This window comes from Curtobacterium pusillum, assembly GCF_007673235.1.
Lineage (GTDB): Bacteria > Actinomycetota > Actinomycetes > Actinomycetales > Microbacteriaceae > Curtobacterium > Curtobacterium pusillum_C.
Genome location: NZ_VDZH01000001.1, coordinates 971063 through 985737 on the forward strand (window position 1 = coordinate 971063; position 14675 = coordinate 985737).

The following is a 14675-nucleotide window of genomic DNA, read 5'->3' on the forward strand; positions in this document are numbered from 1 at the left end:
GTGGCAACGCAGGAAGTCGCCGGGAGCGCCGGCGCGTCAGCTGCGCAGGCAGCAGTGCTCGACCACGCAGTCGGCTACCGGGCAGTGCTTCGTCTGCCAGAGGACGTCTCTGCGCTGGACTTGTCCGACGAGGAGCTGCGGCAGTGGCTGCGCTCCAAGCTTCGCTCAAAGCGCCGCGGAACTCTCGAATCTGCGGACTGGGACGGCGAAGGCGACGTCCGGCTCGGGAAGAGTGCAGTTGTATCGGTCACCATCGACGACGATGCTCACGGGGCCCGGAGGCGCCTTACGCGTTTCGTCGAGACCAATGATCGTGGTACCTGGCTCATCTCGGTGTTCGCGCTGTCGTCTCGGTCGAACGGCGAGGCGGTGGTGATCGAGGCGGGCATGCTCGACGTTGAGCCGGAGCGAGCGATGCGAGATGTCGCACCTCCTCGCATCGTCAAGAACCTCCTCGCTCGGACCATCGTCCGCGACGGGGCGGCTCACCTCACATCGGCGCCGGTCCGTGTCGATGTTGATGACGTCGCAGCGCTCGTGGCCGTCATCAACGACCCAGAACGCCGAGTACCGGTGGTCGTGGCAACCTCCCTGAGCCGCGACACGGACGAGGTCTGGCAACGGACGATCGCCGACTTGACCACGATGAGCGTCGGTGTGGCTGCCACGTATGTCGTGACAGACGCTGCCGCCGTTGCTCTCGCGGCAATGCTCCCGCCGTCACATGCTGTCTCACCGGGACGGGTCCGCACCTTCGTGACGGACGTCGACTTCGCACTTCCCGCCGACGGTGCTCGACACCGTGTCCTCGGCCCGGCGACTTTTGCTCGCTCGATCCGTGGCGGCCGAGTTGCTCTGCCCCTCCAGTCTCTGCACGCGGAAGGCATCCGAAAGCACTTCCTCGGCCACGAACTCCCGAAGGATGTTCGCCGCGGAATGCGACTGCTCATCGACGCCGAAAGTCGGAGGATTCGGGACGCTCGGATCAGTACGATCGTCGCGGAGCGCGTCGAGACAACACTCGCGACGGACGAGGCTCACGAAACGCGCTCGGTCACGGACACGGGGACGATCGCGGCGACGGTCGGTTCTTCGAGTGAGTCGCCAGAACCCGGTGCCTTCTCCGTCGGGCTGAAAGACCGGATCGCCCGATTCGTGCGACGGTGGCTCGGTGCCTCGAATTTGGAGCACGACCACTTCGATGCTCTGGATTCGCTCCTCGCGAAGGCCGCGGGCGAGAAGTCAGCCTACGAAGAGCTGTTCGCTGAAGCCGGTGCCCGAGAGGGTCGGCTCGCCGATCAACTTCTCGCGCTCAACGAGCGCATCGATGAGCTGGAGTTGGTCGCGGCCAGCGAAGCGCAGGATGCTCTCGACCTGAGGCGGGAGCGGGATTGGCTCCGCACTTCGATGACCAGCGAGCAGCGTGCCGCGCTGGCGATTGTTCCCGATGACAGCGCCTGGGCGCATCCTGAAAGCGTGAGGGAGCTGGTTGCGCGACTGACGCCCGGTGACGAAGAACATGCGGCGATTGCGAGAGTTCAGTTCACCGGCGACGATGCTGGTCCCCTGGCTGTCGACGAGCGAGATCCGATCGGGCGCTACGCTTCTGCGCTGTGGTTATACGTTCGCGTTCTTCACGACTACGCCGAGGCGAAGGCGGGTGGCTGGAGCGGAAACCTACACATGTATCTCACCAATGACGATGGACCAATCGGAACCCGATGTCCACGTGATCGGCACGCCTCCACGGAGAGCGATTCAGTTCTGCAGAACAAGGCTTGGCGCCAAGAACGCGTTTTCGCTATCCCCGATTCCACGGGCACCCTGGTCCCCAGGGAGATGTTCGCGCACTTCAAACCAACCCATCGCGACACGTTCGCTCCACGCATGCACTATTTCGATGACACGGACCGGACCGGCAAGGTCTTCATCGGCTACATCGGGCCGCACCTCACGAACACGAAAACCAACTAGTCCGCGTTCTTGAATGGCAAGCCCGGCGTGATCTTTGCCCCGTAGTTCGTGCGGTCGCATACGAGCTGCACGGCGCAGTCGATAACATACCCGTTATGTTATAAGAATGAACCGCGGCCAACCTCAGGACAACGAACGCTATGAGTCCACTTTTGCCTCAGTCACTTCGAATGCCTTTACTCGAGGCGAATGGACCCAAACGCAAATATCGTCCGCGCTTACAGTGCAGCCGCACTCAAGGACGCGGAACTCGGACTGCTCGTGCTCAATGGGCTGCGGGCTGATGCGGCGGGCGCGCCACCGCCGCGGTTCTCGCGATGTTCGCGCTGGCTGTCTCAGCCCTCACCTTCGCGGTGATCGTGTCGGTTGCCTTTGATGAAGCATGTGCACTCACGTCGCTGTGGGCTGTTGAGGCGGGTGCGATCCTCATCGCGGCGGTCGCGGGGACCTGGCTCTTCGTTTTCCAATCCCGAAAGCACCGCGTTGCCTCCGTATGTTTAGGATCGCTGGAAGAAGCTAACCCCTGACTTTCGTCGGACGGCGTGAAGTCGTGCGAATGAGCTCGTGATCCGCGAAACGCACCACTGGGACAAGCGGTGCGTGACCGCCTCGTGCCGACCGTCTGGTAAGTCTGCACTTCACGAGTTGCGTAAACGGGCCAGACGGGGCGCGTTCCGCGCCGACGACTGAGGGGCGCGTCCCTTCCCCGGACGCCGTGATCGTTTTGGTTCGCGATCGCCAGGCTTCGTGGACCGGAACAGTCGCGGCGCCCTTCGCAAGCCGCCCCATCCCCCGATCGGAGGATACGAGACCACCGCCCCCGCGGATCCCCCACCATCGTCACGAGACCACGCTTGACCCATGCCCGAAACCCCCGCCATCGAGGTCCACCACCTCACGAAGCATTACCCCACCGGCAAACGCGCCGTGGACGACGTGAGCTTCGACATCCCCCGCGGCGAAACCTTCGCCCTCCTCGGCCCGAACGGCGCCGGCAAGACCACCACGGTCGAGATCCTCGAGGGCTACCGCACCCGCACCGGCGGGGACGTCCGCGTGCTCGGCCACGACCCCGCACACACGACCCGCAGCCACAACGCACGGATCGGCATCGTCCTCCAGACCAGGGCCGAGTCCCCGAATGTCACCGTCGCCGAACAGCTCCGACACTTCACGACGTTCTACCCGCGGCACCGCAGCGTCGAGGAACTCCTCCAGAAGACCGGCCTCAAATCGCAGCGCAACACCCGCATCAGCCGCCTGAGCGGAGGCCAGCGCCGCCGCGTCGACGTCGCCCTCGGCATCATCGGCCGCCCCGAGGTCCTCTTCCTCGACGAACCGACGACCGGCTTTGACCCGGAGGCCCGTCGGCAGTTCTGGGACCTCATCGACGAGGTCAAGCACGAGGGCACGACGATCCTCCTGACCACGCACTACCTCGACGAGGCCGCACACCTCGCGGACCGGGCGGCCGTGATCGCCGACGGCAAGCTGCTCGACATCGCACCGATCGACGAGATCGGCGGCGCCGAGGCCCGGACACCCCGAGTGCGCTGGCGCAAGCAAGACGGCACGCACCACGACGAGCGCACCACGGACCCGGTCGCGCTCATCAAGAACAACCCAGACCCCATGCACGACCTGGAAGTCATCCGCCCGTCCCTCGAGGACGTCTACCTCGGAATGGTCGCCCAACGATGAACACCACTGCCATCGGCGCGCACCGCATCGGCTACGAACTCCGCTCCTACTTCCGCGCCCCCGACGCCGTCTTCTTCACCTTCCTCTTCCCCATCGTCATGCTGGCGCTCTTCTCGGTCGCGTTCAGCAGCGCCCCGGACATCCAGGCGGGCCCGAACGTCAGCGTCGACTACGCCACCTACTACCTGCCCGGCCTGGTCGCGACGGGAATCCTCCTCTCCGGCACGCAGTCCCTCGGCGTCGACATCGCGGGCGAGCGCAGCGACGGCACACTGAAGCGTCTGGGTGGCACACCCCTGCCGGTGGTGAGCTACTTCATCGGCAAGATCGGCATGGTCCTCGTCACGACGGTCGTGCAGACCGCCCTGCTCCTGGCGATCGCGAGCCTGGTGTTCGGCGTGGACCTGCCGACCGACGGCGGAGCATGGGCACACTTTGCGGGCATGATGCTCCTCGGCGTCGCCACGAGCTGCGTCCTCGGCATCGCGATCTCGGCGCTCCCCCGCGAGGGCCGCCGCGCCACCGCCACGATCGTCCCCATAGTCCTGGTCCTCCAGTTCATCTCCGGCGTCTACCTCCCCTTCACGCAGCTCCCCGACTGGCTGCAGAACGTCGCGTCCGTCTTCCCCCTCCGCTGGATGGCGTCGGGCATTCGGTCGGTCTTCCTGCCGGACGCGTTCGCGTCCGCCGAGCCTGGAGGCGCGTGGCACCTCGGCCTCGGAGCGCTCGTCCTGACAGCGTGGCTGGTCCTGGGCGCGGTGGCCTGCCTGCTGACGTTCCGGTGGAATCGTAAGGACGCGTGATCCGGCCTGTGGAAAACCGCTCGGCGGCGTACCGGCGATGGGATGCTGAGGCCATGGACCGCATCACCGCGCAGCGCAACTGGGGCCTGCACGTGGCGTTCGGCGTCACGATCGCCCTCGTCGCGGTGATCACCATGCTCGGGTGGTCGCCGTGGTCCAACCGGTGGCCGGCGTTCGCGATGCTCGCCGTCCTCGCCGTCGCGTACGCGGCGTTCGGGTGGCGCGGCTACGACGTCCCTCGGGCAGCGGCCGGCTTCGTCCCGCTGCTCATACTCGCCGCACTGGTGCTCCCCGCCATCGTGCCGAGTACCGCGCTCGTGCAATGCATCCTGTTCCCCGTCGCGTGGACCCAGATCCAGGGCACCCGAACGGCGGTCGGCGTCTCGGTCGCGATCGGCGTCGCCGCGGGAATCGGCCTGCAGATCGCGAGCGGCCCGGGCGCCCTCGTCAGCACGATCCTCATCGAGGCGGTCAGCGTCGCGGGCGCCTGCGCGCTCGGCCTCTGGATCACGCGGATCGCCCAGCTCTCCGACGAGCGCCGCCGCCTGCTCGACGAGCTCCGCTCCACGCAGGACTCCCTCGCCGAGGCGAACCGCCGCGCGGGCGTCACCAGCGAACGCGAACGGCTCGCCCGCGAGATCCACGACACCGTCGCCCAGAACCTCGCCGGCATCGTCATGCTCACCGAGCGTGCCCGCGGCGACCTCGCAGCGGACCGCGTCGACCACCTCGACGAACGCCTCACCATCCTCGAAGAGTCAGCACGCGCCGCCCTCGAGGAATCCCGCACCCTCGTCGCGGCGAGCGCCGCCGGCGTCGCGGGCGACGGGCTCGGTGCCGCCCTGCACCGCCTCGGCGAACGCTTCACCCGCGAGACCGGCATCCCGGTCACCGTCGACGCAGCGGACTGCGCACTGGATCGCGACACACAGGTGGTGCTGTTGCGTGTCGGCCAGGAGGCCCTCGCCAACGTCCGATCGCACGCCCACGCCGCCTCGGTGCAGGTCGCACTGCACGTGGCGGCCGACCAGGTCAGCCTGCGGATCGCGGACGACGGCGTCGGCTTCGACACGTCCGTACCGACCGCGGGCCACGGGCTCCGCGGGGTGCGCGAGCGGCTCGCCCTCGCGGGCGGGACCTGCACGATCACGAGCGATGCCGGACGCGGCACCGTCGTCGAGGTGTCGTTGCCCACCGGGGCCGAGCCGCGCCTCCAGGCTGATCCGATCCACCTGACCGAGGTGACCCGGTGATCCGCGTCGTCGTCGCGGACGACCACCCGATCGTCCGCGCGGGCATCGTCGCGCTGCTGCAGGACGCCGACGACGTCGAGGTCGTCGGGCAGGCGAGCGACGGCGAGGCCGCGGTGGCGATCGTCCTCGCCGAGCGGCCGGACGTCGTCCTGATGGACCTCCGGATGCCGGGGATGGACGGTGACGACGCGACCGCGCGGATCCTCGCCCGCGAGCCGGGGATCCGCGTGCTGATCCTGACGACGTACGAGTCCGACGACCAGATCCTCGCGGCGATCGAGGCCGGCGCTGCCGGGTACCTGCTCAAGGCCGCGCCGGAGTCGGAGATCCTCGCGGGCCTGCGGGCCACTGCCCGCGGCGAGACGGCACTCGCTCCCTCGGCGGCAGCGGCGCTCGTCCGCCGGACCACGGGCAAGCCGACCGCCGGGCCGTCCCTGTCCCCGCGGGAGCTCGAGGTCCTGCAGCTCGTCGCCCAGGGCAACTCGAACCCGGCGATCGGCCGCACGCTCTTCCTCAGCGAGACGACGGTGAAGACGCACCTCGGGCACGTGTTCGAGAAGCTCGGCGTGAACGACCGCACCCGTGCCGTGACCCGCGCGATGGAGCTCGGCCTGCTCCGCTGACCGCCTCGGTCGCGCGTGCAGCCCCACCACTACCCTCGAGACATGCTCGACGACCACCGGCTCATCCAGACCGCCTGGTGCGACGCCACCGGGGTGACGGCCCCGAAGGGCGACGCCCTCGACCGGCTGACGGAGTTCACGTCAGCCGCAGCTCGCGCCGCGCTCGGACTCGGCCGCTTCGTGCAACTCCCCCGAGGCAGCAACGCCGAGATCGCGATCTCCGACGCGCTGGTCGCGATGCCCCTCGACGTGATCGACGACCTCTGGGACGAGCACCGGGTGCGTGCCCGGCCAACGGATCCCGAGTCCATCCACCGCTACGTGTTCCACGTCAGCCTCCTCGTCCGGCCCGACCGGACGGACGCGCTCCCGGTCGAAGCGCCGCCGGCCGAGACGCTCGAGTGGCTCTGGAGTCGCGGCGTCGCCGGAGAGCGACCTGGCGACGGCAGTGCGCTCGGTGCCTTCGTCAACAGCGTCCTGATCCGAGCGCGGCACAGCTTCCTCGCGCGGGACAAGCGCCTCGAGGACTGGGAACTGCTCGAAGCCCTCGACGGCGACATCGTGCCTGTCGACGGCCTGTGGGAAGCCGCCGACCTCGCCGATCGCCCGGAGCGCGAGCAGACGATGTTCCGTCGGGTCATCGGCTGGTACCTGGCGACGAGAGTGGAGGGCGGCGGCCTCACCCTGGGTCCGACCACCGCGGCCTCCTGACCGGGACACAACAGACCTGGGTGAGCCGCCCCGCGTCCGCAGGCGTGCAACCGCGTGTGCGCCTCGTCGGGACTTCGTCACAGTCGAACGACGCGGTCGGCTCGGCGCGCGAACTCTGTGGCGTGGGAAGCGACGATGACGATCCGGCCCGTTCGGAGCCTGTCGATCGCCTCGAGGACCCGTTGTTCGGCTGCGCTGTCGAGGTGAGCAGTCGGCTCGTCCAACAGCAGCAGCGGACGATCGCTCGCGAGCGCCCGGACGATCGCCAGTCGCTGTCGCTCTCCCCCGGACAGACTGGTTCCGCTGCGTTCGAGTGGTGTGTCGAGGCCGGCGCTACCCAACCGTTCCGTCAGTCCGAAGTCGTCGAGCAGCCGCATGACGACGTCGATGTGGGGCGGGTTCGCGGGATCAGGAGTCAGGAAGTCGCGGATTGACGCACCGAGTGTCGGTGTTGTCTGCTCCACGTACGCGATCTGCCGCCACAGCCGACTCGGGTCATGTCTGCCGACATCGATTCCGCCCACCGTGAGTGACCCGGCGCACACGGGCACGAGGGCGGCGACAGCGGACAGCACGGTCGTCTTCCCGGAGCCGCTCGGGCCCACCAGACAGACCATCTCCCCTGGGGTGGCCGAGAAGCTCACCGGTCCGCTCACCACAGCGACCGCGGGAGAACACTCCGCGTGCACGGCTCGGACGACGAGTCGTGCGCTCAATTCCGCGGTGGCATGAGCGAACGAGGTGCGTTCCGTGGCCTGCGGCACGCCGCGGAGATGCTCGATCGCGGCCTTCGCGGTCTGGACCTGCTGCGCGGCTTGCGCGTAGGACGCCGCCGGCCCGAGCAACACTGCGAGTGTTCCGACGAAGCCGGAGAGGCGCGCTGCGGAGAGCGCGCCGTCCGACACCAGGAAGACGCCGAAGGCCCCGAGACCGATGAGGAGCGTGATCGATGTGGTCTTCACGACCAGGTCGACGACCGCCTGCGCTCGCCCGATCTGTCGTTCCGCTCCTTCGACGCCACACAGGTCGTCCTCGAGGCGACGGAGGTGCGGTGTGACGAGCCCCCACACGGTGGCGGACCGGATCGAGGCCAGGTGCTCGTTGACGTCGGCTGCTGTCCGGCCCAGCGCCACGAGCGCCTGACCGGCGCGCGCCTTGACGGGGAGCAAGACCAGGACGATGCACCCGGCTCCGACCGTGAGCGCGCCGAACAACGCCGTTGCGAGGCGCCAGTCGAACCAGAACAGCAGGACGAGGCACCCCACGACCACCACCACCGCGGTACGGCGCCGGATGCGCGCAGCCGACAACAGCGGCTCCAGCTCGTTCACCGTGCGCGAGAAGATCGACACCGCTTCGCCGACGCCGAACTGCTCGACGGCACGGGGAGTCATGACGAGCAGTCTGCGCGCGACGCCGAGGCGCAGACGGCGCATCTCCTCCGCCCCGATCCGAGCCAGGACCACCGCTCGCCATCCGGCTGTCGCTCCTGTCCCGATCACCGCGATCGCGACCGGCAACCAGGTGAGCGGTGTCCCTGTTCCGTGCAGGGCCAGCGTGTTCACGCTGAAGGCGATGACGAGCGGCACGACCAACTCGAAGAGTGAGGCCACGAACGATGCCACGTGGCCGAGGGCGAGCAGATTGCGGTCGGACCGGGCCGCGACGATCGTCGGGTCGGCGGAAGCAGTCACGCTGCGCGGTCCCGACGCAACCGCAGGATCGCGACGGACGCCAGGGCGAGAGCCGCGACGATGGACGGCAGCGCTTGAACGGGATCGGCGTCGGTGCCTGCCAGCGCAGTCAGGGAGGAACGCGGGAGCCACGCAGCGACATCCCCAGCCGCACCAGCGAGGACAGGCTCGATGACGATCACGTAGGCGAGTACGACGATGAGCACGACCACGGATCGCCTCGTGAGACAGGCGAGCGAGAAGGTCAACAGCGCGATCACGGCTGCTGCGACAGCCGCCCCGATCACAGTCGTCCCACCCGCGTCCACTGCGGTCACGTCGGGCACGCCGGCTGATCGGGCGCCGAGGTCGGCCGCGACGATCGATGCGCCCGCCGTCACTGCGCCCACCGTTCCGGCGACGACGGCTCCTGACGCTGCTCGTACCGCGATCACGAGTCGCAGGCGGCGAGCCGCGACCGCGATGTGGAGCAGCGCCCCCGACGTCATCTCGGAACCGGCGAACTGCGCTCCGAGCACCACCGCGATCAACGGCACCACCATCGTCACCGCGCTCTGCGCAAAGGACACGAGATCCGCACTCGATGAGCCTGCTGTGAGCGTTTCGTCGGTCTGGAGCTGGACCGTGCCGGAGCCCGTGGCACTGCCGCCGGCTGCCACGGACACAGCGAGGAAGGTCAGTCCCGCCCCGAGCACGACCGCTGCTCCACCGGCGATGATCGTCGTGCTGTCACGGGCCCAGCGACGGGCCTCCGTCCACGCGATGGCTCCGCGCTCAGCGTCGTTCATCGAATCGCTCCTCAAGTGTCGCCGGTCGCCACTCACTCCGCTGCAGCAGGACGTCGGCCGCGGTCAGAACGCGTTCCGCCTCGTCCGCATCGTCGAGCGCGACGACCGGACGCCCGGAACGATCGGCCCACCAGCGCAGCTGCGCTCCCGTCAATGCCGCAGCGGCTCTGCCGGCGTCATGCTCCACGATCACGAGGGCGACGACCATCATCTGCTCCGCGTAGTCCTCCAGGGCACCGGAGAACACCAGGCGCCCGGACTCAAGCACGATCAGGTCCCGGCAGACGGTCTCGACGTCGTGGAGATCATGGCTCGAGAACACCACGGTCCGCCCTTCCCGAGCGAGCGTGGTGATAAGGTCTCTGGTCTGTCGTCGCGCGTCAGGATCGAGACCGTTCATCGGTTCGTCCAGCAAGACGAGCCGTGTGCCGCACAGCGCAGCCGCGGCGATCGAGACGCGCTGGCGGTTCCCGAGCGACAGGCGACGGAGCTTCGTTCGCAGCTCGCGGGTGAGGCCGGTCATCCGAGCGACCTCACCGATCTTCGTCGGAGCGATCCCCGCGAGCCCACAGAGGTACCGGAGGTTGCGCTCGACGGTCCATCCCGGCCAAAGCGACATGCCGTCGATGGCTGCGCCCACGCCGGCACCGGAGGATTCGTTGCTGGCAAGGTCCGTCCCGGAGATCGACAGCGATCCACTGGACGGTCGTGTGACGCCGGCGATGATCCGCAGCAATGTCGACTTGCCGCTGCCGTTCGCGCCCACGAGCCCGACGACACCCCCGGCTGGCAGGCGGAACGAGATGTCACGCAGCGCATCCCGACGCCCGTACCGATGGGAGACGGCCGTGGCGGACACCGCGGGGATGTCGTCGGTCTCGTACACGGCGGGGTCAGCCGCCGTAGCTGGCGCAGAGGATGTACCCGATGCTGACGCAGAATCCCATCCGCGGATCGGTACCCGGGCGGACGTGCACGAGCGGTGACGCCGACGCTCGACCGTCCTCGGGCATCTCGAACTCGCGCGTCGCGATGCGCAGACCATCGGCCATCGGGACGCCGTGCTGCTCGAGGGTCGTGAGTGTGGCAGTGGCGGCCGTGTACTCGCGACGCTCCGAGTAGGTGGGCAGCTCGGCGATGCCGTTGACGTAGTCGATGAATCCGTCCGACGAGATGATCTCGATGAACTCATCGATCTGCTTCGTCACCGCTTCCTTGGTGACCCGGTGACGGATCTCGTCGAGCGTCTTCTCGAGTTCGGTGTCGATGGTGGGTGTGCTGACGGTCATGCTCTTCCTTCTTCTCTGGGATGGACTGTTGTCGTCGGATCGGTCAGTTCGAGGACGCCACGAAGCGTCGGAGCGCAGTGAGCGCGGCGCGGTTGCGGGTGAGACCCGACACCGGTCGGAAGCCGACGATCAGGACGATCGGCTCGCCGGTCCGCAGCTCGAGGATCAACGGCGCCCCGGAATCACGCACCATGCCGAGCGACGGGAAACCGCCGCGTACACCGCCGGCTTCGAAGCGTCGGTAGGTCGGGACGTACCCCCGCGTGACCCGCGTGACATCCCCCGGGACCAATCGCTTCCAGGCGCCGAGTTCCAGCGCGGTCCGGTCCAGACGGAGCTGTCCTCGGTGCGGGAAGCGAAGCCGCTGATCCACCAGTGCCGACAGCCGGCGAACCGGACCGGCCGCGGCGAGCTCGTCGAGTGTCGCTGCGCAGAAGACGTCCTCGAACACGACTCCGACCGCTCCTGCCGTCTCGGTCATGCCGATGCCGGGATCGATTCGTTGTCGAAGGTGTAGGTGACCTTCCGGACTCCGTCGCGCATCAGCTTCGTCACGCAGAAGATCGTCGGTCGGCGGTCACCGAACTGTGAGCGCTGTACCTTGATGCCCTCTGGCACGATGACCCCCCGAGCCCGCAGCGCCTCCGGATCGAGCAGGACGCTCCGCACGTAGGCATCGCGATCCTCCGGCGCGTGGTCGTACAGCTCGCCGAGCACGCGGATGAATGCGTCGTTAGTGATGAAGTCACGGATCGCCTCGAGCCCGGCCCTCGCCTCGTGGCGGACGGCGTCGCGCTCCAGCGGCGGGACGGCGGAGTCTTCCTCCACCTTCGGGTAGTCGATCCTGGTCAGGTTCTCGTACTCATGGTGCTTCTTCGGCATGATGCCCCCTCCTCGGGAGCGCAACGGCGCGCTCTCGTTGACGAGGTTCGCACCGCCCGCGGCGGGGGTACATCGGCCATCAGTCCCTCGACCCCGCTTCACTCGGGTGAAGGAGCACGGCGTCGAGTAGGCCGAACGGCCTACCGCTAACATGCAGGATGGTGAAATGCTTCAACGGCGGGAGAGCGATGTTGCGTGGCGAGGAACCGACGTGATCCGCGTGCTCGTCAACGATCCGGACCCCCTTGCGAGCGCCGGTCTGCGGGCGGTCTTCGACGATGTTCTCGACATCGAGGTCATCAGCGACCTGGACGACCCGACGCAGGTCGACCAGATCGCTCCACGCGCCCGTCCGCACGTGGCCGTCCTCTCCGTCACGGACAGCGGTCGATCGTCGAGCGCCGTGATCGCACGGGTGTCCGCAGCTGGGGTCGCCGTCCTGACGCTCACCCTGGACGAGGACGATGGTCTGCTGCTCTCGACGCTCGAGTCGGGTGCCTCCGGCAATCGGGTGAAGTCGGCGGGCCCGGACGAACTCGTCCGGGCTGTCCGGAGTCTCGGCCAGGGACGAACCGCGCTGTCGGACCGCCAGTCTCGCATCCTGCTGGACGGATGGTTGCGGAACCGCCGAAGGGTGGAGAGCCTCGAAGCACAACGTGCGGCGGGACTGCTCACCCTCCGCGAGCGTGAGATCGTCCGAGCGGTCACGCGCGGACGGACCAACCGCCAGATCGCTGTCGAGCTGCACTGCGCGCCGAGCACCGTCAAGGCGCATCTGGCGACGGTCTTCACGCGGCTCGGGGTCGCCAATCGCGTGGAACTCGCGATCCTGGGCCTCCGCGCCGGCCTGCTTGACGACTGAGCACTGGTGACCGGTGGACGGTCACGTCACCACACCAACACGAACCGCCCCCGCGTCCCCCCAGCCTCGAGCCGCTCGTGCGCCTCCCCTGCCCGCGCAGCCGGTAACACCTCCGCCACCCTCGGCGTCAACGTCCCGCTCTCCACCGCGTGCCGCAGCTGCTCGAGCTTGTCGAACGACCGGTACTCCTCGAACACCATGACCTGCTCGAACCGGATGCCCCGCGAGCCGTCGCCGGCCCACCCGCGCACGTCGAGGAACACTCCCCCGTCCCGAACGGCATCCACCACCGCGTCGCGCTGGACAGCAGCATCGGCGAGCGCATCGACCCCGCCCGGCACGATGGCACGGACGGCGTCCGCGAACCCGTCTCCGCGCGGCACGATGTGGTCCGGCCCGAGCGACCGCACGAGCGCCTCGTCCTGCGGCGCAGCGTCCGCGATCACGGTGATCCCCGCGGCGCGAGCCAGCTGCACCACGTAGTTCCCGAGCAGCCCGGCGGCCCCGGTGACGGCGAGTGTCTGCCCCGGTTCGAGCTCGGCCCGGGACAGGATCTGCAGCGCGGTCAGCCCGTTCATCGGCACGGTCGACGCGAGTGCGGCGGACAGTCCGCGCGGCACCCGGGCGAACGACCCGACGGGTGCGACGAGCTCCTGCACGTACGCCCCACCGTGGGTGCTGAGCGGGAGCGCCATCGCCATGACCTCCTCGCCGACCGCCCACCCGGACACGTCGGAGCCGACCTGGTCGATGACCCCGGCGGCGTCCATCCCGGGAACGTACGGCGGCGACGCCTTCGACGAGTCGCGCTGCCCGGCACGCACGCCGGTGTCCGTCGGGTTCACGGCGAACGCCTCCACCCGGATGCGCACCGACCCTGAGCCGGCGTGCGGCTCCGGGACGTCGTGGACGGCGAGGGCCTCGGGCCCTCCGAACTGTTCGACTCCGACGACCTGCATCCTCCCGGTCTACCCGGACGTTGCTCAACGCAACCCACAACGGACTGGAGGCACGGCACCAGCCCGCACCGCGCCTCCAGTCCGATCCGTCCCGACTCCAGAGCTAGACGGCCGTCGCCAAGGCGAGTTGCGCCCGAGCCGCGACCGCGTCCGCCGCCGGCGGACGCCCGTACGCCTCCCGGTAGTCCCGTGAGAAATGCGAGGCGCTCCGGAAGCCGACGACCGAGGCCGCGCGGGCGGCGGTGTCACCGTGCACGACCATGAGCCGCCGCGCCTCGCCGAGCCGCGTCCGCTTGAGGTACTGGGCGGGCGTCATGCCGGTCGCCTCCTTGAAGCGGGCGAAGAGGGTGGACTCGCTGACCCGGAGTTCGCGGGCGAGGCGCTCCATGGACCACGGTTCGGCCATCCGTCCGTTCAGGAGTGCGGTCGCCGCAGCGACGACCGAGGTGCCGGAGCCGTCGAGCGCGGCGGTGATGCGCGGTGCCTGCTCGGTCTGGAGCAGGCGGAGGACGATCTCGCGGGCGACGAGCGGGAACAGCACGGGGACGTCCTCGGGGGCGTCGAGCAGGGCGAGCAGGCGGGCGAAGGCGTCGGCGAGGGGCGCGGTCCAGGTACCGAGGCGGGGCAATTCGCCGCGGGCCGGTGCGGCAGGCGCGGACATCGTCGACACGACCTCGCCGACGATCGCCGGGTCGAGGCGCCAGACGGCGGAGACGAAGCCGTCGTCCCCGGCCGTGTCCACGACGCCGGCGACGACGGGCAGGTCGACCGGGGTGATGATGAACCGTTCGCGGCCCCAGACCTGATCGTCGTCGCCCACGATCGAGCGCTTCCGGCCGCGGAGGACGACGGACAACGACGGCACGTACCGACGGTCGAACAGCCCGGTCGGCTCGTGCACGCGCGAGACCGTGAGGCCGAGGGCATCGGCTCGGTGCGCGGACCCGGCACGAGCGGCGGCGGCGTGGTGGTCGGAGCCCAGGACGGCAGCGTGGGCGGACACGATCGCCGCTGCCCGGTCGAGGTGCTGCGCGGTGAGGTCGTCCACGGCTCCAACCTACCCAGGCGTCGACCGCGGAACCGTGGCGTGCGGGATCCGGCAAGGTCCTCGTGGATCCGGGCAAGGGCTCGGGTGC

The 14675-nt window shown here is 68.9% G+C and carries 15 protein-coding genes; 7 read left to right on the top strand and 8 right to left on the bottom strand.

All coding sequences use genetic code 11. The annotated features are described in order from the left end of the window. The 6 genes from FS532_RS04465 (at nt 1) to FS532_RS04490 (ending at nt 7065) form a co-directional block, all read left to right on the top strand. Entirely contained in the window at nt 1-1974 is a 1974-nt protein-coding gene (locus FS532_RS04465) for a hypothetical protein (protein ID WP_144750630.1), read from the top strand. Nucleotides 1975-2835: 861 nt separating this feature from the next. Next, complete coding sequence (locus tag FS532_RS04470; RefSeq protein WP_144750632.1) at nt 2836-3675, top strand: ABC transporter ATP-binding protein; 840 nt, start codon at nt 2836-2838, stop codon at nt 3673-3675. After that, nucleotides 3672-4478, top strand: coding sequence for an ABC transporter permease (locus FS532_RS04475; protein ID WP_144750634.1), 807 nt, complete (start codon nt 3672-3674; stop codon nt 4476-4478). The genes FS532_RS04470 and FS532_RS04475 overlap by 4 nt, the downstream gene beginning before the upstream one ends. A 53-nt stretch (nt 4479-4531) precedes the next feature. Beyond that, nucleotides 4532-5731, top strand: a complete 1200-nt coding sequence (locus tag FS532_RS04480; RefSeq protein WP_144750636.1) for a sensor histidine kinase — start codon at nt 4532-4534, stop codon at nt 5729-5731. After that, nucleotides 5728-6354, top strand: a complete 627-nt coding sequence (locus tag FS532_RS04485; protein WP_144750638.1) for a response regulator transcription factor — start codon at nt 5728-5730, stop codon at nt 6352-6354. The genes FS532_RS04480 and FS532_RS04485 overlap by 4 nt, the downstream gene beginning before the upstream one ends. A gap of 42 nt (nt 6355-6396) precedes the next feature. Beyond that, nucleotides 6397-7065: a hypothetical protein gene (locus FS532_RS04490; RefSeq protein ID WP_144750640.1), complete on the top strand. Its 669-nt coding sequence runs from the start codon at nt 6397-6399 to the stop codon at nt 7063-7065. 77 nt (nt 7066-7142) lie between these two features. On the opposite strand, the gene FS532_RS04495 is transcribed toward FS532_RS04490, so the two are convergent. Genes FS532_RS04495 through FS532_RS04515 form a run of 6 tightly spaced genes read right to left on the bottom strand, consistent with a single transcriptional unit; the run spans nt 7143 to nt 11718 of the window. Then, nucleotides 7143-8759, bottom strand: coding sequence for an ATP-binding cassette domain-containing protein (locus tag FS532_RS04495; RefSeq protein ID WP_144750642.1), 1617 nt, complete (start codon nt 8757-8759; stop codon nt 7143-7145). Beyond that, entirely contained in the window at nt 8756-9547 is a 792-nt protein-coding gene (locus FS532_RS04500) for a hypothetical protein (RefSeq protein WP_144750644.1), read from the bottom strand. The genes FS532_RS04495 and FS532_RS04500 overlap by 4 nt, the downstream gene beginning before the upstream one ends. Beyond that, the gene (locus FS532_RS04505) at nt 9534-10433 is read right to left on the bottom strand and encodes an ABC transporter ATP-binding protein (protein WP_260852549.1); all 900 of its coding nucleotides are present in this window, start codon (nt 10431-10433) and stop codon (nt 9534-9536) included. Before FS532_RS04505 ends, FS532_RS04500 begins: the two co-directional genes overlap by 14 nt. A gap of 7 nt (nt 10434-10440) precedes the next feature. After that, nucleotides 10441-10836 (bottom strand): hypothetical protein, encoded by a 396-nt coding sequence (locus tag FS532_RS18995; protein ID WP_260852550.1) that lies wholly within the window; start codon nt 10834-10836, stop codon nt 10441-10443. Between the two features lie 43 nt (nt 10837-10879). Then, on the bottom strand, nt 10880-11317 hold the full coding sequence (locus FS532_RS04510; protein WP_144750647.1) for a hypothetical protein: 438 nt from the start codon (nt 11315-11317) through the stop codon (nt 10880-10882). Next, nucleotides 11314-11718 carry a hypothetical protein gene (locus tag FS532_RS04515; RefSeq protein WP_144750649.1) on the bottom strand — a complete coding sequence of 135 codons (405 nt, stop codon included), beginning with the start codon at nt 11716-11718 and terminating at the stop codon, nt 11314-11316. Before FS532_RS04515 ends, FS532_RS04510 begins: the two co-directional genes overlap by 4 nt. A 211-nt stretch (nt 11719-11929) precedes the next feature. Between FS532_RS04515 and FS532_RS04520 the strand changes: the two genes are divergently transcribed. After that, complete coding sequence (locus FS532_RS04520) at nt 11930-12580, top strand: response regulator transcription factor (RefSeq protein ID WP_186321906.1); 651 nt, start codon at nt 11930-11932, stop codon at nt 12578-12580. A 26-nt stretch (nt 12581-12606) separates the two neighbouring features. Here FS532_RS04520 and FS532_RS04525 read toward each other — a convergent pair whose 3' ends face one another. Together FS532_RS04525 and FS532_RS04530 are read right to left on the bottom strand one after the other, a co-directional pair. Then, the gene (locus FS532_RS04525) at nt 12607-13539 is read right to left on the bottom strand and encodes an NADP-dependent oxidoreductase (RefSeq protein WP_144750653.1); all 933 of its coding nucleotides are present in this window, start codon (nt 13537-13539) and stop codon (nt 12607-12609) included. A 103-nt stretch (nt 13540-13642) separates the two neighbouring features. Then, the gene (locus FS532_RS04530) at nt 13643-14587 is read right to left on the bottom strand and encodes an AraC family transcriptional regulator (protein ID WP_144750655.1); all 945 of its coding nucleotides are present in this window, start codon (nt 14585-14587) and stop codon (nt 13643-13645) included. Nucleotides 14588-14675: the final 88 nt, after the last annotated feature.